Genomic DNA, 26874 nt, shown 5'->3' with positions numbered 1-26874 from the left:
AAAATTCATGTACAATTGCAATATCAAAGTAATACAATCGTTTTAGTAGGAGGTTAAACAGAATTATGCATCCATATCTGAAGCTTCATAAAAATAAATTCCGCCTTTCCCTAAAATTCAAGCTGCTCGGCGTGCTCATTCCCATCTCGATTTTGCCGATTCTTCTGGCCAGCTTCGGGTGGTATGAGACGATGATACGCTCAAGCATGAATCATTCCGCCGACATTACCTCCCAGTACACACAGCTGGTGGCAGAAAACATTTCCCAATATACCGGCGACATCAGCCAGGCGCTCGATCCTTTGCTGATCGATCTTAATTTTCAGAAATTTATAAAAACGCCCAAAGCCGACATGGTTTCGCAGGCCCGCTATGCACTTGAGTTCAGGCCCATCCTGCAAAGCTTCATGCAATCACATAAAGAGCTGCTCGGTGTTCTCTATATGGATTTGCACGGAAAGATACTCTACCAATCTTATCAGAGAAGTATGAATTATATCTATCCTTTTGAAAACGATCCTTTTTTCGCACACATTTCCGAGGTTCGCAAAACTGTGCTGAGTACCGCCCATACGACCCGCTATGTGCTGGGCCAGCAGGAAGAGAGCCTTTCGATTATCCGTCCGGTTATCGACTTATCGAATGGACAAATCTACGGCTGGTTGATTGCAGACATACGCGCAGACTATTTCCGGCAATTGATGAAAGGCGCCTCTCCCGACAAAGACGGGCAGATTCTGCTCTACCATCCGCTAAGCGGAGCGACCGTAACCAACCAGAAGATGGATGATAAACTGCTGGAGCATCTACGCGGAGCCGTTGCGCGTAACAATCCGGCGGACCCGGAATTTACGCTAATTTCACAGCATGTATCTTATCAGGCCGTTCTGGAGGATCTGGACTTCGGCGATTGGAAGCTGATTTGGGTCACGCCGCTGGATGCGATCACAAGCGGCGTGAGGCAGTCGCTTCAATGGACTCTGCTTATTGCGGTTTCCGCGCTCCTGCTTTGCTGCCTAATCGCTTTCCCGACCATGCGTATTGTCCTGAAACCGATGGACAGGCTGGTCGGCGGCATGCGCAATTTGTCCCGGGGCAAATATGAGCCGGTGGCCCAGCCCGCAGGCAAAGATGAAATCAGCTTTCTCGTGAAAACCTACAATCAGATGCTGGTTGAATTGGAACAGATGGAGCGCGAGGTTTATCAGGCGCAGTTGAAGGAAAGGGAGAAAGAGGTGCTTCAGCTGCAGGCGCAGACCAACCCGCATTTTTTCTTTAACATGCTGGAGACCATCGAGTCGTACGCCATCCTTAACAATGGAAACGCCGTGAGCGACATGGTTCAGAGCGTGTCGAGAATGATGCGCTACAATGTCCGCAACGACGCCGGCTGGGCACCTTTAAGCGAAGAAATGGCCTTTATCCAGGATTTCCTTAACATTCACCGCCACCGCAACGGGCTGTCGATCGAGACGGAATGGGATATAGATTCCTCGCTGCTGGAACTGCCAATCATGCGGCTCAGCATTCAACCGTTCGTGGAAAATGCGTTAAAATACGGCTGGAGCCCGGCCTTGTCCGAGGGGGAGTTCAAACTGAAGATCACCATCGAGCGGATGGGATCTGCCATACGGTTCCTGATTCTCAATACGGGGATCGGCATGGACCCCAAAGTGCTGGAGATGATCAGACAATTACTCGAACAGGGTGTCGACGGAGCCTCTCCCTACTTTAAACAGCACACCGGGATCTATAATGTATACCGCAGGCTGGTTCTGGTATATGGATCTCGAGTGCGAGTACGCTTCTTCAGCGGAACACCAGGCGGAACGAAGGTGGACATTATGATTGCCGACGAAGCAGGGGCGTCAGGTTCTTGATCGCCCGACAACCAGAAGCTTATTACAATAATCAAGAAAACGTCTGCCCCCGTCCTTTGGCGGCGCAGCAAGTTTCTTCTCTCAGACCTTATAGAAATGGATAAATGTGAACCCTATCCTTCTATAAGGTTAAAAAAAGCCGCGATTTCCGCGACTTTTGAAGTAATCATGTTTAAGCAGGCCTGCCTCTCATTTCATTTTCTGGAATTTTTCCAGGAGCAGTTGAACCTGCGCTTCCATTTGTTTCTCGATAGACAGGGGATCACCGGGGAGAAAATCATTGACATTGACCTGGATGATCCGGTCTTCGGTGACGGCAGGCAAGCTGCGCCAAACCGGCGCATTTTTGAAATCAGCTTCCAGCCCGGCGTTATCGCCGTCCTGCCAATCGTACACGGACAAAAAGACATAATCGCCAATATATTCAGGCAGCGTTTCAAGCGACACCTTCAGATAGGACGGCTCCTTGTCCATAACCGCCTCCTGCACCTTCGCCGGTGCTTTCAACTGCAGCGAATTATAGAGGCTGAAGGTCCCCCGGCCAAAGAGGTTTCCGAAAATCATAATTTCCGACTTCGGCCACGCCTCCATCACCGTAAATGTCACATCCGGACCGATTACGCCGGCCAACTGTTCACGGTATTGCGCGGCTTTCTCCTCGTACTGTGCGATCCACTCTTCCGCTTTTTCCGGCACTCCGGCGATATCGGCAATTTCCCTCAATTGCTCGAACATCGTTTTGGAGCCATAGCTTAATACGACGGTAGGAGCAATTTTGGAGTATTCATCGTAATTTTTAAGTTCATCAACGGCGTTTTGCTGCAGAATGATCAGATCAGGATTCAGGCTGAGCGCTCTCTCCAAGGATAGCGTGTTGCCCAAGTCTTCCACCCCAGCGGACAACCCCAGCGGTTTCAGGAACGACGAATCCTCGAATTGACTCAATTGATTGGAGGTCGCCCCTATCGGCTTAACTCCTACAGCCAGCAGATGCCCCATAAACTGATTGACAAGAATCCGCTGCGGGTGCGTCGGGATCGTGACTTCACGTCCTTCATAATCCCGGAACACCCGGGTTTGCGTCTCTGCCGACGGCGAAGCGGCAGTCGTTGGTGCCTGTCCGCTGCCCTCGGACGTGGAGGCGGACTCCGGGCTTGAGCCGGATGATTCTTCGGTCGAATTCGCGCCGCAAGCGGCCAGCAGCATGGTCAGCAGCAGAGTCAATGCTATCGTTGAGATGAATTTGCGATTCAGGTTCATGGTTTTTTTCCTACTCTCCTATGATGACAATAATGGATCAGCAATCAGCATGGCAGCTCGTCCATATGGCCGGATCTATCCGACAGTGTATTCTCGGCCTTGGCCTTCTTGTTAAAAGATGCAAGTGTCCCGTTATTGCTTGCCCCTGACCGCGGCTGTCACATCGTCGATTTTCATGCTGTCGGCGATAGGACCGCTGAGCATCCAGTATCTCGCGGATAATTTGTACACATGGTTTTGCTTCACGGCAGGAATCGCTTTCCAGACCTGCAGATTCTCCACTTCCGTTATGGTATCCATCGCCTTTTGAAAGTCGTCCGCCAAAGACAAAGACCCTCCTGCGGTGATGAATAAATAATCGGCCGTCAACTCGGGCAGCTTCTCCAGCGACAATGAGATGCCCCATGTATCCTTTGTTGTTTTCTGAAGGTCCACGACGCTGGACGCCGGAGCCAAGCCCAGGTCATTATACAGCACGCTCCCGTATGCAAAATCCGGAAAGAACAGCTGTGCCTCCTTCTGCGAAGGCCGAACCAGCGCAACCGTCTTATCCGTTCCGACGGCTTGTACAATCGTTTCCCGCGCCTGCTTTAATTTGTCATCATACGCTTGAATGACCGCTTTCGCTTTGTCATCCCGGTCAAGCGCTTTGCCAATTTCCACGATAGAGATTTTCCATTGATCGCGGTCATAGGCAATTGTAGGCGCAATTTGGGAAAGCTTCTCGTATGCGGCCTGATCGGCAAAACCATTGGCAGCGATAATCAAATCCGGCTGAGCAGCCAATATGGCTTCGTAATTAAGCGCTCCGCCAGCATAAATAACCGGAATGTTCTGCTTTTGCAGCTGCTCGGATAAATAATACCCTTCCATGCCATTCGCCTGCACCAAGGGCACCTCCAGCGACAGCAGCATGTCCTCCAGTCCGATGCTTACAATGCGTTCAGGGTGTGACGGAATTTCCGACTCCCCGTAAACATGCTGAACCGTCTTGAGCGCACTCTCTGCAGGCTTGTCCGCTGCCGCAGCAGAATCCGCTGGCGCAGCGCTGCCTGTCTGCTCCTGAGCCCCGCTTGTCCCGGAAGAGGGCTGTCCGCCCGATGTTTGATTGGTATTGCCGCTTCCGCAAGCGGCCAGCATAACAGCAAGCATGAGCAGCAGAATTGAACCGTATGCAGCCTTCCCCCGACTATTCCATATCCTAATGTTGCTCTGGCGGTTTCCTGTTCTCAATTCAATAATCCCCTTTATTTGATATTGATAATCATTATCAAATAAAGTATAGATCATCTTCTCCTGTTTGTGAATAAACGCCCGTGCTTACTTTATCATCCCAAATCGCACAATTGTGCAACTGCCGGTCAGTCCAGCAGCAGCTTCGTCCCATACGTCCAATTGGCTTCTTCAAGCTTCAAGCATCAAGTTTTAAGCTTTTGCTCACCCCATTATTTCCCTCAAAGCGCCGGATGCGATTTCCGCCAGCATTCGCCCGTGGCTAAACGCGGAATATTCCCCCCACGGAAACTCAAACCACGGAAAGCCTGGCAGATGGAACACCGCATTCCCGCTTACGGCTGGCAGACTGCGCCACACATCTGTCTGCCGCAATTCCATCCACGTAGCCTGCGATACCGCATCGCCGTTTACACTGATCACTATATTCGCCGGCGCATACGCTCCCAATTCTATTATCGTAATCGCGCGCAGCCAGCTATTGCCTTCTTTCAGCGGCAGGGGAACCCTGAAATGCAGATCATCATAAAGGACGGTCCCGGCGCGGCGGCCTACGATCAATAATTGACTGCCTGACACCTTCAGAACAAGGGTATCCCGCTCCCTGAAGACAGCGGGTATCGCCTGTCTGGCCCTTTCTGCCCTCTCATCGTATTGGGAAAGCCAGCTCTCTGCTTCGCTCGCTTTGTTCGTAAAATCCGCAGCAACCCGCAAATGCCCGCGCCAGTCCGTCCCTTCCCAGGGAATAAGCAGTACAGGGGCAATTTCCTCGAGCCTCTTCCTCTCCCCTGCCGGCATATTGTAGTCCAGTGCGACAATGCAATCCGGGGGAGAGCGGCGCAGCGCCTCCCGGTTGAATTCGTAATCGTGGCTTAGAAGAACCGTGACATCGGCTTGATATTTTTTTCGGTAATAATCATTCCAGTACTGGTCAATCGGCGCCGCGTGCGGAATAATTTGCAGGGGAAGCAATTGACCGATATTGGCCCAGCTGTATGCGGCGACCTTCCAGGCCCGGTTCCGCAAATAAACAACAGGCGCAAGGCCCACCTGTTTCTTGAACAGGCGGCTGAAATAGGTGGCGTTATTATAGCCTGCCCGCTCTGCTATGGCACGAAGCGAAAGTTTGTTCTTCTCTGCCATTAATCGCTTCGCCTCGTTCATGCGCAGCTCGGTGGCGTAATCAACGACGCTTTTTCCATACTTTTCTTTGAATGAACGCATAAAATGATAACGGCTCATCCCCGCAAGCTCAGCCAATTGATCAACAGGAATGGTTTCGGTAAAACGTGTTTCCAACTCCAGTCTCGCACGTCCCAGCCCTTCAACCTCCTTCTGAAGCATACTGTTCAAGGTCATGCCCAGCAGCTCAAAAAATGCGGCATCGCTGTATAGACGATCCGGCACACTCCCGCTGCTCCAGCCCTGCTCGATGATTTGGCACTTATCGAGGATGGAGGCTGCCGGCACGATATTATACTCGCCCCGGATCCGCAGCGCCTGGCAGACACTCGCTTCGCCTGTCGTCGTTTCCTTTAGCGGTTCACGGATTTGTCCCATCATAAAATGCAGCACATAAATGCCGTCATCCGGCTCTTTATCGATCCATTCCACCCGTTGCCCGGACGAGCAAATAAACACCGAGCCAGGTCGCAGCGAGCAATAGCAGCCGTCAATCACGATGCCGCCGCGGCTGCCTCTTGAGGTAATAAACAGATAATTGTCGTTTCGTTTGGAGCCGGCCCCGATCTTCTTCACTTTTTCGGTAATCCGCTCGATCCCTCTCAGCTTTAACCATATGCTATCAAGAGAACTGGCGATCGCCTGGTCAAGTTCTGTCTCCTTCATAAGAAATTCACTGCTCCTGTCTATTCCTGCCGTCCGGGACCATCAACTTTCCGCCCCAATAACGATCCCTAATCGGATATTACACTATTCATAGTAATTGATAATGGTTCTCAACGTCAATTATCCGATGAAAGCGAAGGGTCGGCCCGCTAGCGTTTACATGAAAACAGCGGCAGATCAGGACGAAATAGTCCCAGTCTGCCGCTGCCAGTATCAACCTAGTTCGAATCAGTTGCCAAATTGTAGATATCTTCATTTTCCTACATGCTTCAGTTTATCGGGGTTTCGGACAAAGTATATATTGCGAATCAAATTCCCCTCGACGTGAAGCATCCCTACCGTATGAATGCCATCACTTGAACGAATAATAATGGCGGGTTGTCCATTAATTAGCCCCATATCCATAACCGCTTCGCCTCCAATGATAGAAGCCTGGCGTACCGGACCGAGAAGAAAACGCGCAACATGATCCCGCTTTTCAATCGGATCGGCAGCGGCATGCACTTTGCCTCCTCCATCGGAGACAAATACAACGTCCGGATCAAGCATAGATAAGACTTGATTCATGTTACCCTGCTTGAGTGCTGCCAGGAAGCCGTGAACCCACTCCTCGGTAGCTGCTTCGGGATGGACGGGCTCGTCGGAAACAATCCCCATCTTGGCACTCGCACGGCTGAACAGCTTGCGGCAATTTGCATCGCTTTTTTCAATAAGCTCGGCAATCTCGTGATAATCAAAGCCAAGCGCCTCACGGAGGACAAACACAACCCGCTCCGATGGCGTGAGCCGCTCCAGCATAACAAGCATGGCATAAGACAAGAGATCATCGCGGACGACCGATTCCATAAAATCATCATCCGAACTAAGAAAAGGCTCCGGAAGCCACTCTCCAAAATATTCCTCCCGTTTCTTTCGTGCCGATTTATATAGATCCCGACAGCGATTCGTGACCATTTTGCAAAGATAAGCTTTCGGTTCAGTCAGCCTCTCCGGCGGTACATCATATGCTTTTAGAAAAACGTCCTGAACAACATCCTCCGCATCGGAAACCGATCCGGTCAGTTGATAGGCGAGCTTAAACAGCAGCCCTTTATACTGCTTATACAGCTCCTGCATCCATCCACTTCCTTCCCCATCTTCTTAAAGTCCTGTGAAAATATCTGGCTGCGCATGCGGAAACGTCTTCCGAACGCTGTTGTACCACTGAATTTTTTGATTTTGGAACCCTTTAGCTGTTAAATTCGCGGTACAAAGGCGAACGCTTACGCTTCTACAGACTATTTCCGCCTGCTCCGCCTGTTATTAACCAGACTTATAACTCACATTAATTATTCGCATAGTTCGCCCTAATAATTAAACGAGATAAGGGACTGTTTTGTGACAACTGCAGGCTAGCTGGTTTCGCCTCCGGAAGCATGTTACATAACATTTCCCTTTTTATTGTTAATATGTATCCCTTGTGAAGGATTAAGGAGTGAACCGCAGGCTGCATAGGTGCGTTCCGCTTAGCCCATAATATTCAACAAGTTATATTTATCCACTGGGAGGATCATCCATGAGCACCATAAACAGTAGTCTCGAAATGAATGAAGCCTATCTCAGAGAGCAATTCAATCATTGTTATGACATTGTACTGCGTTCTTTTAAATTAAGAGATGAAACTGTACTTCTACTTGTTTATCTGGATGGAATGACTCGGATGCAAAGCATAGAGGATAACGTTCTGAAGCCCCTTATTTTTAACGGTTTGCCTCAAGGTATCGATCGGCTGCAGACGCTCTCCGAGATGTTCCGACGCGAATGGCTTCCATTATCCAATGTAAAAACGGACGATTCCCTCGAGGATCTGGTTAATCATATCCTGCAGGGCAGCCTGGGGATACTGGTGGAGGGCGAAGCATCCGCGCTCATCGCTCAGATTCAAGACTATGAGACAAGAAGCATTGAAGAGCCGAAGAAGGAATCGACCTTGCGCGGCTCCAAGGAAGGCTTCGTCGAGAATATCCAGACGAACACGTCGTTGATCAGACGCAGAATTATTCACCCTCATCTGAAAATGGAATCGCAGACCATAGGCAAATACACACAAACCGAAGTTGTTCTTACCTACGTAAAAGGACTTGCGGATGAGAAAGTATTGTCGGAAGTAAGAGATAAGCTCAGGAAAATCGAGTTGGATGGCGTAATCGATTCCGCCTATATCGAAGAATGGCTTGAGAACAGCTCCTTCTCCATCTTCCCGCAAATCCAGAATACGGAGCGGCCGGATATCGTGACCGCATCTTTATTGGAGGGGAAGGTGGCTCTCATCACGAACGGAACCCCCTTTGCCCTCATTCTTCCCATTACCCTCTGGTCAGGGCTTCAATCGGCAGACGACTATTTCGAGAGGTTCGTATTCGTCATTCTGACCCGGCTGATCCGCTACGTCATGACCTTCATTTCATTTGCCTTGCCTGCTGTCTACGTCGCGCTTTCGACCTTTCATCCGGAGATGATTCCAAGCGACCTCATGATCGGTATCGCGACAGCCAGAGAAAGCTCGCCGTTTCCGACCTTCATCGAGGTTTTCATCATGATGTTCATTTTCGATGCCCTGCAGGAAGCCGGCGTTCATCTGCCCAATCAGCTCGGGCCGGTTGTCAGCATTATCGGAGCACTGGTCATTGGACAAGCCGCAGTCGAAGCCGGCATCATATCGACGCCGATCATTATCGTCATTTCCTTGACGGGTATCGCGTCTTACACGATTCCGAGATACAGCGCCACCCTTCCCTTTCGCATTATCCGCTACCTCATATTGTTCATTACCGGTTTGCTCGGCTTCGTCGGCTTTGCGTTCGGCATTATCTTCCTGCTGATCAATCTGGTCATGCTTGAATCCTTCGGTACGCCGTATTTGAGCCCTGTAGCCCCTTTCGACGGCAAACGGATTAAAGATCTGGTTATCCGCTATCCCTTCTGGATCAAAAACGGCCGGAATAAGAAAGGGCGTCAGAGATGAACCGATTCGTTTTCCTGTTGTGCGTCTCTCTCATCTTCCTATTGTCGTCCTCTGGCTGCACGGATATTATCGAACCGAATCAATTGGCTTTCGTCATGGGGACCGCGATCGATCATACAGACGACGGCGGGATCGAAGTCAGTCATCAGATCGTAATCCCCTCTCAGAAGAGCGGCCCGTTCCAGGGAGGAAGCTCCGGCAGCTCGGATAACTTCATCGTCGTATCGGCCACAGGCAGGGATGTTTTCGAAGCCTTTCAGAAAATCCAGAGAAAACTGTCCCGCAGATTAATGACGACTCATCGTATCCTGATCGCAATAAGCGAAGAGTATTTCAACAAACACGACGTAAGCAAGTTATTCGATAAATTGAACAGGGACCCTGCGAACAATCTAAGAGATATTACCATTCTGATTAAAGGAGGCCGCGCCAGGGATTTCCTTATGCTTCAGCCCCCTATGGAACATCTCTCCAGCATTGCCGCAGGAAAAGAACTGCAGATCAACGGGATGAACAGCTACTCTTCGAGGCAGTTCATCATCGACAGCCTTTCTGAAGGGATCAGGCCCCTGGTGCCAATCCTCCAAATCAAAAATATCAAGATGGGTTCGAAAGAACCGGGTCCGATCGCCGTGCTGTCCGGTTTCGCCGTCTTGAACAAGAAGCTGAAAGTCACAGGACTACTGGACGATGCCGAAGGCTCCGGAGCCGCCTGGATGACGGGGAAAGGAACTTCTCAAGGGGCAACCATTCCATGGAAGGACGGCAGCAGCGTCCTGTCGTTTCGATTAACCCATCTTAAACGGCGGATTCAATCCGTTCGCGGCAATGATCCCACGCGCATTGTATTAACCGTTAAGGCGGAAGCTTATCTTCTTGAAAACACGACCTCACTTGATATGTCCGAGGCCGATAATATGATTGCTGTCCAGACGTACGTCAACAAGCAGCTCCAAAAGGAATTGCAGCTTACGATGGATAAAGTCAAACAGTGGGGTTCTGATGTATTCGGCATCGGCGAGCACCTCCATCGCAAATCCCCTTACTGGTGGAACCTTCAAAAAGACGATTGGGATGAAAATTTCAAGAAAACCGACGTTACCGTCAAGGCGGATATTCAGCTACGGTCCTTCGGATTGAGCGGCGCACCGCTAAATGATTAAGGGAAGGGAGTGGCAGCGAAGGATGAAAGTAAGCGGTTATCAGCTATTCTGGCTGATCAGTATCTCGTCCATGATCGTGTTTTCCTACCTTCCCATCCGGTTAGCCGCGGAGGAATCCCGACAGGACTGCTGGATTTCCATTCTGCTTGGGGGCTTGATCATGATGGCCGCCACCTGGATCATGCTCCGTGTATGCATGCAAAATAAGGACAAAACGTTAATAAATTTCGTGAAAGACCTTTTAGGTACCGTGCTCGGTAAAATAGTCGTCGTGGTTTATTTCCTCCTTTGGTTTATGCAGATGAACATCATCGCAAAAGGAACCGTAGAATTTCAAAATTTGGTGATGCTCCATAACACGCCGATGAACCTCATCCTGCTGTGTTTGTTGTTTCTCGTTGCTTATGCCGTATATAGAGGGGGGATAACGGCTATTAGCCGCTGCGCCGAGATCATTGGCCCCATTTTCGTCTTCATGTTATTCGCGCAGCTGTTCCTGAATCCGCATGATATGGATATGAAGAGAATTTTGCCCATCTATGCCGACTCGGGCTGGTTTCACATTCTTAAGGGCACTTTATATTCGTTCAACTATATGATAGATCCTTCGATCATTCTCATGCTGTTCTTTTTCGCCGAGAACAAGCAAACCGCCTCTCGTGCGATTCTGTGGGGAACGGCGGTTTCTATGTTATGGGGCGTATTAACCACACTGGTGCTTCTGTTCGTAGTCGGGCCAAACATGGCCTCTCAATTGGTGACTCCTGTATACTCTCTCACGAAGTATGTATCCATCCTCAATTTCGTTCAGAATATCGATGCTTTTTTCATCCCGCTTTGGCTGTTTGGCGCCTTTATTAAATTATCGGTGTGCTTGTTCATCCTTAGCTACGGGTTATCCGAATGGACCGGCTTCAAGAATTGGAAGCTTATCGCCTGCCTGACGACTTTTATCTGGCTGATGTTCGTGATCTACAGCACGCACCATATCCGGATGTCGTATACGCTTAAGAATTTTTTTCTGATCGGCTACTTTTACCCCTTCGTCTACATTGTCATTCCCTTGATTTTATGGATGATCGGCAGTTTGCGGCAGCACCGTAAAGCATCAGACATAATCTGACCGGTTTCAAATTGGCAGCGTCTGCTCCGTTGTCACAGAATGAATCGCAGCGTCGTTATATGTACGATGGCAAAAACGCGGGTGGAGGTGACAGCACCATGAATGTAACAGCGGCTCTATGATTGTTTCATTACTTCTGCTGGCACGAGCTAAGAACACGAAGAAGACTGGTCTTTCAATAAAACTAAAACAGTAAAGAGAGGTACATTCAATGACACAACGTCTAAACTATATGCAGCAATCGCCGGAGCTTTTTAAAAAGCTGATGGAATTCAGCAACGCCGAAAACAATAGCGTAATTGAAGAGAAGATTCTCGATCTTGTTCATATCAGGGCTTCGCAAATCAATGGGTGCGGATTCTGCCTGGACATGCATGTCAAACAGGCCAAGATCCATGGCGAGAGCGAGCTTCGTCTCTATCACCTCCCGATTTGGCGGGAATCGACTCTTTTTATTCCCCGCGAACGGGCCGCACTGGCATGGACCGAGATCCTGACCAAACTGCCCGAGCACGGTGTGCCTGACGATGTCTATAACCGCGTTCGCGAGCAGTTGTCTGAAAAAGAAATCTCCGACCTGACCTTCTCGGTCATGGCGATCAATGCCTGGAACCGCATAAACATCGCTTTCAAGAATGTGCCGGGTTCGGCTGACGCGGCATTTGGATTAACTAAAGCGGGACTGAGCTAATCTCTTGCAATAACAAATTTAAACATCACGAGCTCCGGCTTACGGGCTGCTAACTAGGAGGATCAACATGAAAATTGTAGTTATTGGCGGAAGTGGGCTTATTGGAACAAAGCTCGTAAACAACCTTCATGGCCTTGGCCATGAGGTAGTGGCGGCATCGCCTTCCCTGGGCGTCAACACCATCACTGGCGAGGGGCTGGCTGAAGCGCTTAGCGGTGCCCAGGTTGTCGTCGACGTGGCGAATTCGCCTTCGTTCGAGGACAAGGCAGTTATGGAGTTCTTCGAGACGTCAGGTCGAAACCTCTTTGCCGCTGAAGCGGCCGCTGGAGTGAGACATCACGTTGCGCTCTCGGTCGTCGGCACCGACCGACTTCTCCAGAGCGGTTATTTCCGCGCGAAGATGGCCCAGGAGGATTTGATCAAGGCTTCAAAGATTCCCTATACAATCGTTCGTGCGACACAGTTCTTCGAGTTCGTCAACAGCATCGCCTATACAGCCACCGAAGGGCAAAGCGTTCGCTTGCCGTCTGTATTTGTGCAGCCCATCGTTTCGGATGACGTTGCTGCCGCGCTGGTCAACTTCACACTCGGGGCCCCAGTGAACGGCGTGGTTGAGGTCGCTGGTCCAGAACGGATGCGTCTCGACGAACTCGTCCGTCAATTCCTGAGCGCAACGCAGGACACCCGTCAGGTGGTCGTAGACGACAACGCGCGATACTTCGGTGCAGCGCTGAACGATCAATCTCTGGTCCCGGGCGAAAACCCGCGCATCACCGCGACGCGTTTCAAGGATTGGCTCAGCCAGTCCACATCTCAAAGGTAATTCGGCACGCCAGGGTCGACACCCGGAATCGAAAGACCTATGTTTGCAACCTATCTAGTTCCGTAATACCGAAACGCTAACTGCAATCGGCATCGGATACGAAACTTTGTACTCCAATACGCATCGCCACAACGAACCCTGGAAAGGGCTCTTTGTGGCGATGCGTATTTGGTCAGCTTAATCTTCAAGATTAATAATGCCGAGATCAATATTTTCCATACGCTGCAATCTGCCCTCCAATTCGGTCCATTGTCCCATTGGGTCACCACATTCCATATCAAGTGGATAATGCATCTAGCTTATTTTCCAATTCAAATATGGATTCCACTGTTATTTTCCTCCTTAGATCGTTACAATAAGTTAGGTTTGAATCTAGCCCCTCTCTTTGGTTTACAGCGCTTAGTTATGAAGTGAAGAAAATAATGGAGAAGAGGAACTATAATGAAACTCTCAGGAAATACAATACTTATTACAGGCGGAAGTTCTGGAATAGGATTAGCTTTTGCAGAGCGCTTTATAAAAGCCGGAAATAAAGTCATTGTTTCTGGACGACGTGAAAATGTACTACAAACTGCGAAAGAAAAGTTCCCTAGCCTTATTACTCGTGTAAGTGATTTGGATATTGAATCCGAGCGTGTTGCATTGTTTGATTGGGTAACAGCGAATTATCCAGAAGTGAATGTGTTAGTTAACAATGCAGGGATCCAACAACGCTTTAATGTGTTAAAAACAGATGCGAAGAACAATTGGAATCATTTCAGCAAAGAGATTACCACTAACATTGAAGCACCTTTCCATCTATCTATGCTGTTCGCTCCATTTTTTGCAGCAAAAGAAGCGGGGACTATCCTTAACGTCACATCCGGGCTAGCTTTTACGCCGTTTGCGATCGCCCCGATCTATTCAGCGACGAAAGCGGCGCTTCATTCCTTTACCATGAGTCTAAGACTTCAACTTTCCGATACGTCTGTAGAAGTTATCGAAGTTGCTCCCCCGGCAGTGAATACGAATTTAGGCGGAACGGGGCTGCATACGCACGGAGAACCTTTAGATGCCTTCGCGGATGGAATTTTCAAAGGATTAGAAGAGGGGAAACAGGAAATTGGATATGGGACTTCTGTGGAACGGTTGCGCATGTCACGAGATGAAATCGACGAATACGCAGAAAATATTTATAAGGCAACGAAAAACACCATTGAATAACTACGCTTACGAAAAGGGTCTGCTTGTGCAGGTTAAACAAAATGACTGTTGTTCTGACTTCATATTGGCATCTATAGAAGCAAAACTCGCCGCAGATGTCCGACATTGAAATTTCGTGAAATATACCGCAATTTCATCAAAAACAGCCTGAATACCGTAAGGGCCGCCCCTGTCCCGGTTGGACATGAGCGGCCCTGTTGGAGTCCGAATTTATGGTTGCTGCAGCAGAATTCGATAAAGAATGACCGCCGTTTCGGCGCGGTTCGTGACTTTAGTCGGCTCGATGCCCAGGGAACCGCCCTTCACGATACCCGCCTTCACCAGTGCGGCAACGGACAGTTTGGCATAGTCGGCGATACAGTCTTTATCTGCAAAGCCGTCCAGATCCGACCCGGCCGGCTGCGGAAGCTCCCTTCCGAGCGCCCGCAGCGTGCGGTCGATAAGCACCATCATGTCCTGCCGCGACACCGCCGCCTCGGGCTTGAAACCTGCTCCATCTCCTGTGGCGATGCCGAGTGCTTTGGCCGCAGCAATCGCTTCATAGTAGTATTTGCCTTTTGGGACATCGGCAAAGTTGCCCCCGTCCGCCTGCGGCTTGAGGCCGAATGCCCGCACGAGCATCAGCATCAGATCGCCGCGCTTCACCGGACGGGCGGGCTCGTACTTGCCGTTGCCCGTTCCGCTTACGATGCCCTTGGCAGCTAAATAACCGATCGCCTCCGCGGCCCAGGACCAGTTGGCTCCGACATCGACGAAAGCGGTCGCCGCGCCGATGCTCAACGTCGACCGGGCATCCGGTTGCAGGGTGGTCATGTTCAGCTTCGAATCGACCAGCTTCAGTTCCTTGATGGCGACGTTAGCCTCGCCTGTTCCGACCGCCTCGAACGAAAGCGTTGCCAATGTCGCGCTGCCGCCGACTCCTGCCGTCTTGCCGATCTTCGTATGTGCGAAGCGAACCTGGCCGGCACTCAGAATCGGGTTGGTCGACATCCCCGGGATACTGCTTGAAGCCTCCTTGAAGCGCAGCTTGGCGGGATCGTAGCTAAGCGTAACGTCGAAAGCATAGACGTCGGCAAGCTCCCGCCCCTGCAGAGCAATCCGGACGACTTGGCCGACGGCCGAAGCTGTCGGACTCGCCGCCAGGGCATAGACCGGAGCCGCCGCCGCCCGTGCATGCGCAAGCCCCTGAGCGCCGAGCAGCAGGCTGATGAGAAAACTAAAAAACAGTTTGCGAGGCATTGAGAATGCACTTCCTTTCCTTATCTGTTTCACCAAGGTGAAACGGCTATCGCTGTCCTTAGACGGCGGGGCGCGTTTCATTCCGGAAAATACATTAAAGCGTGGTTATAGGGCGAAGCCTGTTCATGCTTGGATTTCGACAAAAGGAAGGCTCGAAAGCCTTCCTCCGGTTCGCCAATTCGCCGGTTACTGCGCGAGCCAGTCGTCGAGAATCATGCGGGCAACGCCGGCAAGCGTCTGGATCGTAATTTCGCCGTTGTCGAACAAGTCGGCTAAGGCAATGGAATCCCAGCCCTCATCCGTTGATTTCTTGCCGAAGTATTTCACGACGAGCGACAGATCCTTGATCGTAATGCTGGTCTCGCCCGGAACAAGCGTAATCAGCTTGGTCAGGAACGTTTGCAACGCAGCGTTCAATTCAGATACGGACTGGTTCACCTGGCTTTGGGTCGCCGAGGCACTATCCCTTACCGCGATCGCGCTGCTGATCGCCGCTTGCAGGGTGGCCTTCGAGCCGACCGCATACATGCCGAGCTTCGTTCCTTCCAACGCGGCATTGTACTTGCTTTGCACGCCGGCAATCGCCGTGACGAGCTCAGCCTTATCGGCGCTGACGCCAACAATTTTTCCGTTAAATTCAGCTACCGCGCCCGCAAGCGCTGCAGCTGCCGCATCCACGTCCGATTGGGTTGCCGAGACGTTGTCTCTGACGGCGGCCGCGATTTCGATCGCTGTCTGCAGTACGGCTTTGGAGCCGATAACATACATGCCGGCCTGCGTGCCTTCCACAGCGGCGTCATGCAAGCTTTGCGCGTCGGCAATCGCCGCATTCAGCGCAGCCTTATCGACGTTGACGACAATGATTTTGCCGTTAAATTCAGCTACCGCGCCCGCAAGCGCCGCAGCTGCCGCATTCACGTCCGGTTGGGTTGCCGAGACATTGTCTCTGACGGCAGCCGCGATTTCGATCGCCGTCTGCAGCACGGCTTTGGAGCCGACCGCATACATGCCGGCCTGCGTGCCTTCCACAGCGGCGTCATGCAAGCTTTGTGCGCTTTCAATCGCCATGCTCAGCGCGTTCTTGTCGACATTGCCGATTTCGATGCCGGCGGATGAGCCGGTTGTATCGACTGCCGCGGTCACGCCTTCCTCGCCGACCGTAAAGTTCGACAGCGCAACTGCGGTTGTTCCGATCGCGGAGCCCGTTTGGATCCTGCCGTGCAGCACCAGCAGATCGCCGTCCGTTTGCACGCCGTTATTGGCGCCTTCGCTGGCCATCAGAATACGGATTTGCCCAAGCTCCGGTTTGACCGCCGTGCCAAGCACGACGAACCCGCTTTTCAGCGAAGCGATGGCGCTTTCGGCCAGACTGAGCTTACCGCTCTCATCTGCTGCAGTATCGAATTCCAGCTTGTTCGGATCGTAATTCACGGTCAGATCGGCAATCGTGAAGCGATCCGCCACGCCTGCGACGCCGACATTAAGGTCGATCGGCTGCCCGACATAAGCCGCCGCCGGGCCGGCAATCGTCGCATGCATGGAATCCGCAGGCTCCTGCGGCTGCAGCGACGAGCTGGATGACAGAATCAGATCGCCAAACTTCGTCGGATCCTTGCCGGTTCCAATGCCGCTCATATATTCGAGCCAGCCTTCGCGGCCGCCCCCGTCATTATCGTTGACCAGCACGGCGATGCCGAGATCCGTCAGATCCGCCGCCGCCGGCTTGCGCGCATCGGTCAGAAGGCTGCTCCACGGGAAGGCGATCACGTAGTTCGTTTTGTGATTGACCTCGTCCCGGGTGAATTTGTACTGGATATCGTTCAGATTGCCGGTCGTGACCGGCCCCCACGTCTCGACGCCCAGCGCGGAAACGCCCGTATTCGCATTCAGTGATGCGATAAAACGCGGATGGCTGTCATCCGACGCCGTTCTGCCGGGACGCTCGGGATCGAACGACACCTGCAGACTGTCCGAGCCCCAGGAGCCGTACACGTCGGCCGCGTCCATGCTATGCGCGTCGTCGTTTACCGAGACGGCAAGGTACAGGTGATTGTCATCCCATTTGACGTATTGATCGGCCGACCGGTCGCTTGCGCTGTACGGCTTGCCGTCGGTGGACGTCGACTGGCTTTCGCCCAGATGGATGACTGGCGAGCCGGCCCATTGATCGGGAACGATAGTGCCGTCCACGACGATCGGATGGTCTTCGTTCACCCACGTCGCCGTCAGGCTGCTGATGTCTTTCTCGATCGTTCGGTCGTAGCCGTCTCCGTTCGTAATATGGAACGTGAACTTGGTCCGGCTTGCGGCGGAAAGCATCGAGGCCGGGATCGTGACGAACTGCCGAGAGCCTGCCGCAATGTCGCCGAATGCATAACTGCCGGCAAGCGAGGCGGGTTCTTCGATTTGTACCGAGCCGCCAGCGAGCGTGCCCGTCGTACGCTTGTTGATGAGCGCCACCTTGACGTCCCATCCGTCGCCTGCCGCGTTCAGAACCGGATATGTCTCGACGCCGAGCGAGTCGTCCGTGTTTTTCGTTTGCACGGTCAGCGTCTTGTACCTGGTCCCGGCTGCGGCTACCGGCGTGATTTTCAGATCGTAAGTGTAGTTGGCATAATTATCCGGCACATGCAGCACCAGCGTGTCCTTCGCAGATCCCACGCTGAACGAGCCGCCGGAGACGACGGACCAGCCTGTCGGCATGCCGATATCGTACGTTCCGCTCAGCGCCTTCGCGCCGTCCGTGACCCGGTTGATGTCCAGGCTCAGATCGCTGCCCGGTGTAACGTTCACCGGACTGAAAGCGGCCGTATCGAAGATGACATCCGATGTTTGTTGAGGCTGCTCATATACGCGCACCCAGTCGATGTACATATCGGATTCATTGCCGTACCGCTCGAAGCCATAACCTTGCGGGAACGCATCGCTCTGGGTCATGGCGTTGTTGATGATGAAATAATTGCCTTCGCGCCATGACAGCGGAAGCGTCTTCTGCTTATACACTTCGATATTGTCGAAGTAATAGTAGGTGTACTCTTCCGTGATCAGCACGCCGTACGTATGGAAGCCCATCGAGATATTGCCGGCATCGCCGCCGAGCAGCTCGACCGTATTAACGCTTTTGCCGCCGCCGTTGCTGTTCTCATAGCCCCATGGATGGGTCGCGATCGAATAGCCCGATACATTTGGCGGGTACGCTTCGATAATGTCCAGCTCGTCGGTCGCTGCGCTGTCCACGCCTGTCAGCGTCCAGAACGCCGGCCACTGGCGCGGATTGGCTCCGACGAAGAAGCGGGCTTCGAGGTATTGCTCCGTATAGCCCTTCGTGCGGAAGCCGGTCCCGTCGTCGCCGACGGAACTGAGGAAGCCGGTCGTAAAATGCCGCTGATAACCGTCAACGCTCGCCGGAAGCGGATCTTCATAATACGTCGTCTTGATCTTCATATAATCCTCGACGACCTTGAACGGATCGTAGGCGCTGCCGTAATTGGCAAACAACGCGTCGCCGTAGTCCTTGTAATCCGGCTTATGTGAAATATAAGTCGTGCGGTTGCCTTGGGCGTCGATGCCCGTTTTCGAAATCGTAGGCATCGTTTTGAAATCATCCTCGAACGTGACCTGCATGCCTTTGCCATCCAGTTGAGTCGGCATCGGCGCGCTGTCCAGACCGATATTCCAGTCGGTTCCGCCCGTATTGTAGAACTGGAAGTAATCCTCGATGCTCGTCGTGCCGTCCGTCTTCCAGGCCTTCACCTTCACGGCAACCGGGCCGTGCGGGTACTCATCGGCATCGAACGAAATCGTGCCCTTTCCGTCGCTGTCCAAGTCGATCTCGGCAAGCTTGACGATGTATCCGGATACATCCGGATGCTGGACGTCCGGCTGGTGCAGCGTGTAGCCTGCCGCCTTCGCGTAGCCGCCCGGCGCGATAAAGTCGAGCGTCGTCGTCCCGTCAAGCTCGGCGCGATACGAAGGAGAAAGCAGCGTAACCAGATCGTTCAGCGCCTTCTTCGGAGCTACGACGGAGACCGTCATCGCCGGAAGCTTGTTTCCGTCGACCGTCGGTGCGATGACGATTTTGCCGTTTTGCAGTGCATAGGTATCCGGTACGCTCACGACGATCGTGTCGCTCGCGCTGCCGGCAGCGAAGCTTGCGCCGGATACGACCGACCAGTCGCTGCCGGGGAACGTGATGTCATACGTGCCGGACAGCTCCTGCGCCGCTTCGTCGCGGTTGATGACGATGCTCGCATTCTCCCCTTGTACGACATTCATCTGCGCCGGGGCAGTGAAGCTCGCTACCGCCGCATTTGGATCGTGGACATACTCGAATCCGCTGATGATTATGGATTCTCGGCCGCTTTCGCTTTTGACCTTCAGCTCCAGCTTATGCTGGCCGCCGAGCAGTCCGGTCTTCTCGAACGCTTTCACGTTCGATACTTCCGTATCGCTTCTGGAATCGATCGTCGTCTGGTATGTTCCGTCGAGATAGACGTCCAGCAGTCCGCCCTTGTTGTAAGTGCGCATGAAGACCGATACGGCCGTCCCGTCGAACGTGAATGCGGTAATATCGCCGTTGTTGCCGGCATTATCGTACATCCAGCCCCAGGAATCGCTCCACCAGCCGCCGGTCGTGGCGAAGTAGGTTTTGCCCTGGGTCGTTTTGTCGAAATTCGCCCAGTTGCCGCCCGTGCCGCCGGAGGTGCTGACGTACGGATAGGTCGAGGAATCGACGCGAATCGTCTGGGCTTGCGCCGACTTGATATAATCGTACTCGAAGCCTTCGAGTGCCACCGAGCCGCCTGCTCCCGTCACTTGAAGCTTGAGTACGTGCTGTCCGGCCGTCAGACCGCTCTTGCTGAATACTCTTCTCTTGCCGCTGCTGCCGTTTGTATTGATAGAGGCCTGCTTCACGTCGTCCAGATAAACGTCGAACGAGCTGCCTCCGTCAATGTAACGGGCGTAAAGCGCAGCGGCGTCCCCTTCGAACGTAAACGTCAGCGTTTGCCCTGGACTTGCAGACGTATACATCCAGCTAAAGCTGTCGTTCCACCAGCCGCCGTTGAACGTGAAGTAATCGTTCGGTTGCGAGCTGTGGTTGAACTGGCTCCAGCTGCCGTTCGTCGCGCCTGCTCCGGATACGTAAGGATAGCTGCTCGGATCAACGGAACGCAGCTCGCCGCTGCCCGTAATCGCAGGGGCTTCCGGATCGTCCGGCGCCTGCACGATGACTTGAATCGGATCGTAAGAACCGTCGCTGATCGTAGGCGTAATGGTAATCTTGCCGTTCTTGCCCGTGTATCCGGCAGGAACCTTAAGCTGAATCGTATCAGTGTAATGGTTGGTCGAGAATGACTGGCTCGTCACGGCTTGCCATTCTTCGCCCTGCTTCACCAGCCAGCCGTCGGACGGGAAGGTCATGTTGTAGGTACCGAATCGGGTACCGCCCGCTCCGTTACGATTGATTGTAATCGCAACCTCATCCCCGGGTCCCGCCTTGAAGAACGTATCCTCGCTCCAGAATTTGGCTGCGTTCGGATCTTCAAAGTGACGGAATTCAAAGCCGGCGATCCGGATGTAGCGCTTATCCTCGCTGTCCACGCCCCGGATTTCGAGCGTATGGTCGCCATCTTCGAGCCCGCTCTTCTCAAATGCCCGCACCTGCTTATTCTCAATTGCGTTGGAATCGACGCGCTGCTGCAGCTGGCCGTCCAAATAAATGTCGGCCTGACCGCATTCGCCGCATTCGAGCATATCCAGCGCGATGGTGGTGCCGTTGAACTTGAACTGCATGACGGTTGAAGCCGACTCTTGCACATACATCCAGCTCCAGCTGTCGCGCCACCAGCCGCCGTCCACGAAATTAAAGTAGTTTTTGAGATTCGTGCTCGGATCGTACGTTGCCCAAGAACCGGCATCGCCCCCGCTCGTGTTGCGGTACGGGAACGTGCTGCTGTCGACGCGGATCAGATCGCCTTCCGCGCCGGTTGCCTCCGCGCTGATGACTAGCGGAGCGTAGGAAGTATTCGCGCTCGACACCGGCGTGATGCGGATATTCGACGTCTCGGTGTAGTCGTTTGGCACGAGGAACGTCAGCGTGTCGCTGCTTGCTCCTGCCGCGAACGCCGCATCATAGACCCCGTTCAGGTCGACGAATTGATCGCCGTTCATAATTTTCCATCCTGCCGGCGCCTCAACCTGATACGTTCCGGTCAGGTTCGCGGCCGTTTCATTGCGGGTTACCTTGACGCGTACAATGTCGCCGGAGAGCGCCTTGACCGAAGAGACGCTTTCGAAGCGCACCGTGTCCGGAGCATCTTGATATACACGCACCCAATCCACGTAAGTGTCGCTCTCGTTGCCGTACCGCGTGAATCCGCCCGGAACGTCGAAGTTCTCGAATGGGTCGCTGCTGTTCGGAGAGATGCCGTAGTGATCGGATACAGCGGCATTGATAATAAAATAATTGCCGTATTGCCAGCTGTAAGGCAATGTCGGGTGACGGGTCACTTCCACGTTGTCGCAGTAGTAGTACGTCCAATCCTTCGTGATGTAGACGCCCAGCGTGTGGAAGCCCATCGCCAGATTGATATTGTTGAACGCCGGCGTATCCAGATTGGCATTGAAGCCGCCGCCAAGCTTGCTCGCATCGTAGCCGGAATCCGGAGCCTTGTCGTAGCCCCACGGATGCCAGGCGATCTGATAACCGGAAGGCGTGCCCATGTAGCCTTCAAGTATATCCAGCTCATCGCTCGGCTGATTCGCCATGTCCGGGTTCTGCACGTAGCCGTTCGCTGTCAGCGTCCAGAACGCCGGCCACATGCCCGGATTCGGGCCAAAGAACATTTTCGCTTCGAAATATTGGTTGCGGCCGCCTTCCGTATGGAAGCCTCCGCCCGCTTGGTCCATGGAGGACAGGTAGCCAGTGCTGACTTTCTGCTTCCAGTAATCGTTGCGGACATAGCCGCTCGGATGGTAAACCGTCGACAGCTTCATCAAATCGTTGTCGACGATCGAAAACGGATTGTTCGGGCCGTCGTAATCTTCAAAGGCCGCCCAGCCGAACATGCCGCCGCGCACCTCGTCTACCTTGGCCGAAGCGTATTGGGCGCCGATGCCGGTTTTGTTGATCGTCGGCATGGTCTTGAAATCATCCGTATAGGCAACATCCATTCCCGCCGTTACCGGATTTACAGGCGCGTTGTCAAGTCCGGTTTTCCAATTGACGCCTGCATTATTATAAAGCTGCAAGTAACAGTTATCGATCTCTGCGCCGTCTTTCAAGACTTGGATCCGCAAAGAAATCGGACCATATGGATATTCAGAGGCTTTGAATTCGACCGTTCCATGACCGTCAACCAAATTAACCTGGCCGACCACATCTCGCGTGCCGTTGCTGTCAGTGCTCAAATCATCAGGCTGCTTCTGTGAATATACCACTGCCGACGTCCCGATTTTGTTATAAAATTCAACAGAAATGGTATCGTCATTGATTTCCGAGCGGTAATCCGGCGAAATAACCGAGGTGATCCGGTCGCTTTCGCTGACCGGCGGTTCCTCTGCCTTTGCCGTTTTTACTTGAAAGCTCATGCCCAAGAAGCTGGATAATACCATGGCAAACGTCAATATAAACGCCATGGAGCGATTAATCCGCCTGAATCTGCGTATCAGTTCCATCTATGTTCCTCCCATTCTTCAGCAATGGATTCTCCTCTTTTTCCATACCTTTCTTTGGCGCTTAAGTTCCCTTAACAGAAGCGTTACCTGAGGCCTGTGGCGACCGCTTCGCTGCAGTTACAAGGATGTGGTTGCATAGCGGATCTCGTCCTGTCGTCAATTCCGGCAATCCGTCATACTTATAACCCCTTATAGCATCCCCCCTTTCAGTTGAATGGCGGACCTGCGGTATGTCCTGCTGTTTCGTTCGTTTGCATGCCAAGGTAAAAAGGCGACTGCATCCCCGATATGTAGTTTGGAAGGGGAATTCATCGCCAGTTAGTTTTTGTTCAATTGTTGCCGTATCCCTGATACAACTGGGCTTGGATCCTTGCCTTGGCAAGCGGATTCACGTCGCTTTGCATGTTGATGATAGAAATGCCTGTCACCGCTATCGTTGTTATCCTTTAACGCCTGTCGTGACGATGCCTTCGACAATATATCGTTGTCCAAAAAAGAACGTCAACAGAACGGGAATCATCAATAGAATGGCCGCTGCGGTCGCGACGGACTGCAGAACCAACTTCGTGCCGTTCGCCGTATAGCTGATCGTGCTGAGCGCGGTGGCAAGCGGATAATGGTCTTGTTTCAAGAACATGAACGGCGTTATGAAGTCTCCCCACGACCCTTGAAACGTCATGATCGCGACAGTGGCCACAACCGGCAGCGACATCGGCAGGAAAATATTCCAATAGGTTCGAAGGATCGAGCAGCCGTCTATCCGTGCTGCCTCCTCGAGTTCTTTTGGAACGGAGGAGAAGAATTGACGGTACAGGAAGATATAGAATGCGTTGCCGCCGATACCCCAGAACAGCCAAGGCCAGAACGTATCCAGCAGGCCGTAATTATGAAACAAAATGTAAGTCGGAATTTGCGTCACGATTCCCGGCACCATCATCGTCGAAAGAACGAGCATGAACAGGAAGCTTCGCCCTGGAGCGGCGATGCGCGCGAAGGCGTATCCGACCAGGCCGCTGGTCAGCGTCGAGGTGCAGAGCGTAATTCCGCAGATGATGATGGAGTTTTTGCCAAAGTGCCAGAAATCCATCATGGTTGTCGCATATTTGAAATTTTCCGGATGAAAGCCGTTCGGCAAAAGACCCGGCGTCGTGTTCCAGGCGCTGAACGCGTTGACGATCGCGAGATACATCGGAAATATGAAGATGGCGGAACAAATAATCAGCGCCGTGTATAACGGTATGGATCCTTTTTGTTTGTTCGCTGCAGTTAACACGGTCACCCCTCCTGATCCGTTTCATAATGAACCCAATACTTGCTTGTCGTAAAGACGATAACAGACAATGCCAGAATGACCAGGAATAAAACCCAAAGCAGCGACATCCCGTAAGCGAACCGTTGGAACGAGAATACTTGTTGGAAGGCGTGGACGAAGTACAGGTAGTTGGGCTGGATCGGACGGGCGAGCAGCTCCGTTCCGTTCAGCAGAATCGGCTGCATGTAAATTTGCAAGGAGCCGATGATGCCCATGATGACGTTGAAGAAAATAACCGGCGTCATGAGCGGCAGCGTCAAAAAGATCGTTCTCTTGAAAGCCGTCGCCCCGTCGATGGAAGCCGCCTCGTATAAATCCCGCGGAATGCCCTTAAGTCCCGCCAGATTGATTAACACGCCGCCACCGGCACCCCATAGGAGCATGATGATCAGTGATGTCGTGGCATAGCCGTATCCAAGCCAGTTCACTTCCGGCAAGCCGAGCGAGTGAAGTATTCCGTTCAGAATGCCGTTGTTGCTGGAGAAAATGAATTTCCACATAATAACGCTGGCCAGCGCCGGCACGATGGATGGCAAATAAAAAATCGTCCGGTAGACGCCTACGCCGCGTACCTGCCTGTTCAGCAGCATTGCGAGTCCAAGCCCGATGGCCACGCTCAGCGGCACGTTGAAGGCTGTAACGTAAAGCGTTCTGCCAAGGGAGTACATCGCGTCGGAGTCCGTGAATACTTTATGGTAGTTATCAAAGCCCATCCATTTCAGATTCTTGATGTTAAACCCATAGTAGTTTGTAAAGCTGAGGTACAATCCGTACAATAGCGGATACAGACTTAGAAACAGAAAAACGATGAACCACGGGGATATCATGGAATAAAATGCGATCGACCTTTTCGTCTTCTCCTTCACGCTTTCCACTCCTTTATGCAAGAAAGGAGAGTTCAGCTGGGAACTCTCCCCCGGTAGACTTTACTGGCTGTCGATTGCGTCTTTCGCTTCCTGGATCGCGACGTTCGCGTCTTTGGTCATGCCTTTGATCGCTTCGTCTAAATTCGATTTGCCGAAGTACAGCGGTTGCACGTACTTGTCGAAGATCGACCAGCCGCCGCCCGCGAGGTAAGGGTTCACTTTCAGGTACTGGCTCGTGTAGTTCAGTTCGTCCTGAAGTACCGTGTTGATTTGTTTGTCGAAGTCCGTTTCCTTCGGCAGGAGGTCCATCTTGCTCTTGAAAATCGGAAGGCCCCACCCGGCCTTGGCGCGGTCGTCGGCAGGGGTGCCGCCGAAGAACCATTCGAAGAACGTCCACGCTTCGTCAGGATGCTTCGACGTTTTGTTGATAATAGCGCCCGTCGCTCCGCCCGTAGGCGCAACGCGCGTGCCGTTCGGCGCGATCGGCGTCGGCAGCATGCCATAATCGGCCAGATGCGTCTTGGCGCCTTCATTGCTGCGAATCGCTCCGCTGTACCAGTAGCCGTCGATGATCATCGCGGCCTGGTCCTTGAAGAACAGGTCGCCGCCGGACGTTTGGTCGTTGTTGACCGAATTCGGGCCGACGTTGTTCTTGACCCCGTCTACCCACATATTGATATAGTCGCGCACTTCCGGCTTGTCGAAGTCGACGGAGCCGTTGTCATCCATACTGATGTCTACGCCCGCGCTGAGCAGGTATTGCAGCAGGTTGTTGAAGTTCGGTTCCGTCTTGCCCCACTCGTTGGCTGCCAGGCCGTATTGCTTGATTTTGTCGCCGTCCTTGATCGTGAGCTTCTTGGCGAGGTCCATGACTTCCGGCCATGTGAGCGGCGTCGTCGGATCCGGAACCGCGACTCCAGCGGCTTCGAATGCCTTCTTGTTATAGAAGATGGCGTAGTCATTGGACCAGTCTTTCGGCAGGCCGTAGATCGGGCCCGCGCCGACCGTTTTGCCATCGAAACGGTACACGTTCGTGATCGGCAGCAAATCGTCCTCTTTGAGCACAGTGCTCACGTTCATCCGGTCCGTCAGGTCGAGCGCGATGCCCTTGATAACGTAGTTCGGAAGGTCGAACACCCCCGACAAACGGATGACGTCAGGTGCGTCGCCAGTCGCGAGTTGGGCAGCCAATTTCGTCGCGTCGACCGTTTCAATCTCGACCTTGATGTTCGGATGCTCTTTCTCAAATTCCGCGATTTGTTCCTTGGACAGCTCGCCGTCGGAAATGCTCGTGCGAATTGTGACGACTTCGCCGCTCTTCACACTGCCGCCGGTATTGCCGGTTGCCTCATTACCGCCAGCATTACTGCCGTCGTTCGTCGCCAAGGCATTCCCGCCGTTATTGGTGGCTCCCCCGTTGTTGCTGCTTCCGCAGCCCGACAGCACGACAGCCACAGCCATTACTATCGTCAGCATGATTGACCATTTTCTCAATTGCTTATCCCCCTTTGAGAAATCATGATTTTCCTTGCTGAACTAAGAATAGCACGCG

Annotated in this window: 16 protein-coding genes; 7 read left to right on the top strand and 9 right to left on the bottom strand. The window is 52.7% G+C overall.

All coding sequences use genetic code 11. The annotated features are described in order from the left end of the window. The first annotated feature begins 65 nt into the window (after nt 1-65). Nucleotides 66-1880, top strand: a complete 1815-nt coding sequence (locus tag ACFOLF_RS28240; RefSeq protein WP_210037317.1) for a cache domain-containing sensor histidine kinase — start codon at nt 66-68, stop codon at nt 1878-1880. A gap of 189 nt (nt 1881-2069) precedes the next feature. Here the strand turns inward: ACFOLF_RS28240 and ACFOLF_RS28235 are convergent, their stop codons facing one another. From ACFOLF_RS28235 to sigJ, 4 genes are all read right to left on the bottom strand, one after another. Next, nucleotides 2070-3140: an ABC transporter substrate-binding protein gene (locus ACFOLF_RS28235; RefSeq protein ID WP_210037316.1), complete on the bottom strand. Its 1071-nt coding sequence runs from the start codon at nt 3138-3140 to the stop codon at nt 2070-2072. Nucleotides 3141-3272: 132 nt separating this feature from the next. Beyond that, nucleotides 3273-4373, bottom strand: a complete 1101-nt coding sequence (locus ACFOLF_RS28230; RefSeq protein ID WP_379112852.1) for an ABC transporter substrate-binding protein — start codon at nt 4371-4373, stop codon at nt 3273-3275. A 204-nt stretch (nt 4374-4577) separates the two neighbouring features. Continuing rightward, complete coding sequence (locus ACFOLF_RS28225; RefSeq protein ID WP_210037314.1) at nt 4578-6221, bottom strand: AraC family transcriptional regulator; 1644 nt, start codon at nt 6219-6221, stop codon at nt 4578-4580. Nucleotides 6222-6473: 252 nt separating this feature from the next. Next, nucleotides 6474-7337 (bottom strand): RNA polymerase sigma factor SigJ, encoded by an 864-nt coding sequence (sigJ, locus tag ACFOLF_RS28220; protein WP_210037313.1) that lies wholly within the window; start codon nt 7335-7337, stop codon nt 6474-6476. Nucleotides 7338-7776: 439 nt separating this feature from the next. Here sigJ and ACFOLF_RS28215 point away from each other — a divergent pair, with 439 nt between their 5' ends. The 6 genes from ACFOLF_RS28215 to ACFOLF_RS28190 all read left to right on the top strand — a co-directional run bounded on the left by ACFOLF_RS28215 (nt 7777) and on the right by ACFOLF_RS28190 (nt 14228). Continuing rightward, nucleotides 7777-9225 (top strand): spore germination protein, encoded by a 1449-nt coding sequence (locus ACFOLF_RS28215; RefSeq protein ID WP_210037312.1) that lies wholly within the window; start codon nt 7777-7779, stop codon nt 9223-9225. Then, on the top strand, nt 9222-10388 hold the full coding sequence (locus ACFOLF_RS28210) for a Ger(x)C family spore germination protein (RefSeq protein WP_210037311.1): 1167 nt from the start codon (nt 9222-9224) through the stop codon (nt 10386-10388). The genes ACFOLF_RS28215 and ACFOLF_RS28210 overlap by 4 nt, the downstream gene beginning before the upstream one ends. Nucleotides 10389-10410: 22 nt before the next feature. Next, a complete protein-coding gene (locus tag ACFOLF_RS28205; RefSeq protein WP_210037310.1) occupies nt 10411-11511 on the top strand; it encodes a GerAB/ArcD/ProY family transporter in 1101 nt (366 codons plus the stop codon). A gap of 211 nt (nt 11512-11722) precedes the next feature. Then, the gene (locus tag ACFOLF_RS28200; RefSeq protein ID WP_210037309.1) at nt 11723-12202 is read left to right on the top strand and encodes a carboxymuconolactone decarboxylase family protein; all 480 of its coding nucleotides are present in this window, start codon (nt 11723-11725) and stop codon (nt 12200-12202) included. 67 nt (nt 12203-12269) lie between these two features. Then, nucleotides 12270-13025, top strand: a complete 756-nt coding sequence (locus ACFOLF_RS28195; protein WP_210037308.1) for an SDR family oxidoreductase — start codon at nt 12270-12272, stop codon at nt 13023-13025. Between the two features lie 441 nt (nt 13026-13466). Beyond that, entirely contained in the window at nt 13467-14228 is a 762-nt protein-coding gene (locus ACFOLF_RS28190; RefSeq protein ID WP_210037307.1) for an SDR family oxidoreductase, read from the top strand. 210 nt (nt 14229-14438) lie between these two features. Here the strand turns inward: ACFOLF_RS28190 and ACFOLF_RS28185 are convergent, their stop codons facing one another. The 5 genes from ACFOLF_RS28185 to ACFOLF_RS28165 form a co-directional block, all read right to left on the bottom strand. Continuing rightward, complete coding sequence (locus tag ACFOLF_RS28185) at nt 14439-15467, bottom strand: S-layer homology domain-containing protein (RefSeq protein WP_210037306.1); 1029 nt, start codon at nt 15465-15467, stop codon at nt 14439-14441. Between the two features lie 186 nt (nt 15468-15653). After that, on the bottom strand, nt 15654-23144 hold the full coding sequence (locus tag ACFOLF_RS28180) for a sugar-binding protein (RefSeq protein ID WP_210037305.1): 7491 nt from the start codon (nt 23142-23144) through the stop codon (nt 15654-15656). Between the two features lie 439 nt (nt 23145-23583). Next, on the bottom strand, nt 23584-24417 hold the full coding sequence (locus tag ACFOLF_RS28175; protein ID WP_210037304.1) for a carbohydrate ABC transporter permease: 834 nt from the start codon (nt 24415-24417) through the stop codon (nt 23584-23586). 2 nt (nt 24418-24419) lie between these two features. Next, a complete protein-coding gene (locus ACFOLF_RS28170; RefSeq protein ID WP_210037303.1) occupies nt 24420-25322 on the bottom strand; it encodes a carbohydrate ABC transporter permease in 903 nt (300 codons plus the stop codon). A gap of 60 nt (nt 25323-25382) precedes the next feature. After that, nucleotides 25383-26816, bottom strand: coding sequence for an ABC transporter substrate-binding protein (locus tag ACFOLF_RS28165; protein WP_210037302.1), 1434 nt, complete (start codon nt 26814-26816; stop codon nt 25383-25385). Between the last annotated feature and the right edge of the window lie 58 nt (nt 26817-26874).

Source organism: Paenibacillus sepulcri, assembly GCF_042647105.1.
In the GTDB taxonomy this organism is placed as follows: Bacteria; Bacillota; Bacilli; order Paenibacillales; family Paenibacillaceae; genus Paenibacillus_Z; species Paenibacillus_Z sepulcri.
The sequence above is the reverse complement of the archived record's forward strand: the minus strand, read 5'-3'. Positions and strand labels throughout refer to the sequence as shown.

Bases quoted from the DNA above. Each gene is read 5' to 3' on its own strand.
- ACFOLF_RS28185 (WP_210037306.1), bottom strand. From the start codon at position 15,467: ATGCCTCGCAAACTGTTTTTTAGTTTTCTCATCAGCCTGCTGCTCGGC.
- ACFOLF_RS28215 (WP_210037312.1), top strand. From the start codon at position 7,777: ATGAGCACCATAAACAGTAGTCTCGAAATGAATGAAGCCTATCTCAGA.
- ACFOLF_RS28210 (WP_210037311.1), top strand. From the start codon at position 9,222: ATGAACCGATTCGTTTTCCTGTTGTGCGTCTCTCTCATCTTCCTATTG.
- ACFOLF_RS28205 (WP_210037310.1), top strand. From the start codon at position 10,411: ATGAAAGTAAGCGGTTATCAGCTATTCTGGCTGATCAGTATCTCGTCC.
- ACFOLF_RS28195 (WP_210037308.1), top strand. From the start codon at position 12,270: ATGAAAATTGTAGTTATTGGCGGAAGTGGGCTTATTGGAACAAAGCTC.
- ACFOLF_RS28190 (WP_210037307.1), top strand. From the start codon at position 13,467: ATGAAACTCTCAGGAAATACAATACTTATTACAGGCGGAAGTTCTGGA.
- ACFOLF_RS28200 (WP_210037309.1), top strand. From the start codon at position 11,723: ATGACACAACGTCTAAACTATATGCAGCAATCGCCGGAGCTTTTTAAA.
- ACFOLF_RS28240 (WP_210037317.1), top strand. From the start codon at position 66: ATGCATCCATATCTGAAGCTTCATAAAAATAAATTCCGCCTTTCCCTA.
- sigJ (WP_210037313.1), bottom strand. From the start codon at position 7,337: ATGCAGGAGCTGTATAAGCAGTATAAAGGGCTGCTGTTTAAGCTCGCC.
- ACFOLF_RS28180 (WP_210037305.1), bottom strand. From the start codon at position 23,144: ATGGAACTGATACGCAGATTCAGGCGGATTAATCGCTCCATGGCGTTT.
- ACFOLF_RS28225 (WP_210037314.1), bottom strand. From the start codon at position 6,221: ATGAAGGAGACAGAACTTGACCAGGCGATCGCCAGTTCTCTTGATAGC.
- ACFOLF_RS28235 (WP_210037316.1), bottom strand. From the start codon at position 3,140: ATGAACCTGAATCGCAAATTCATCTCAACGATAGCATTGACTCTGCTG.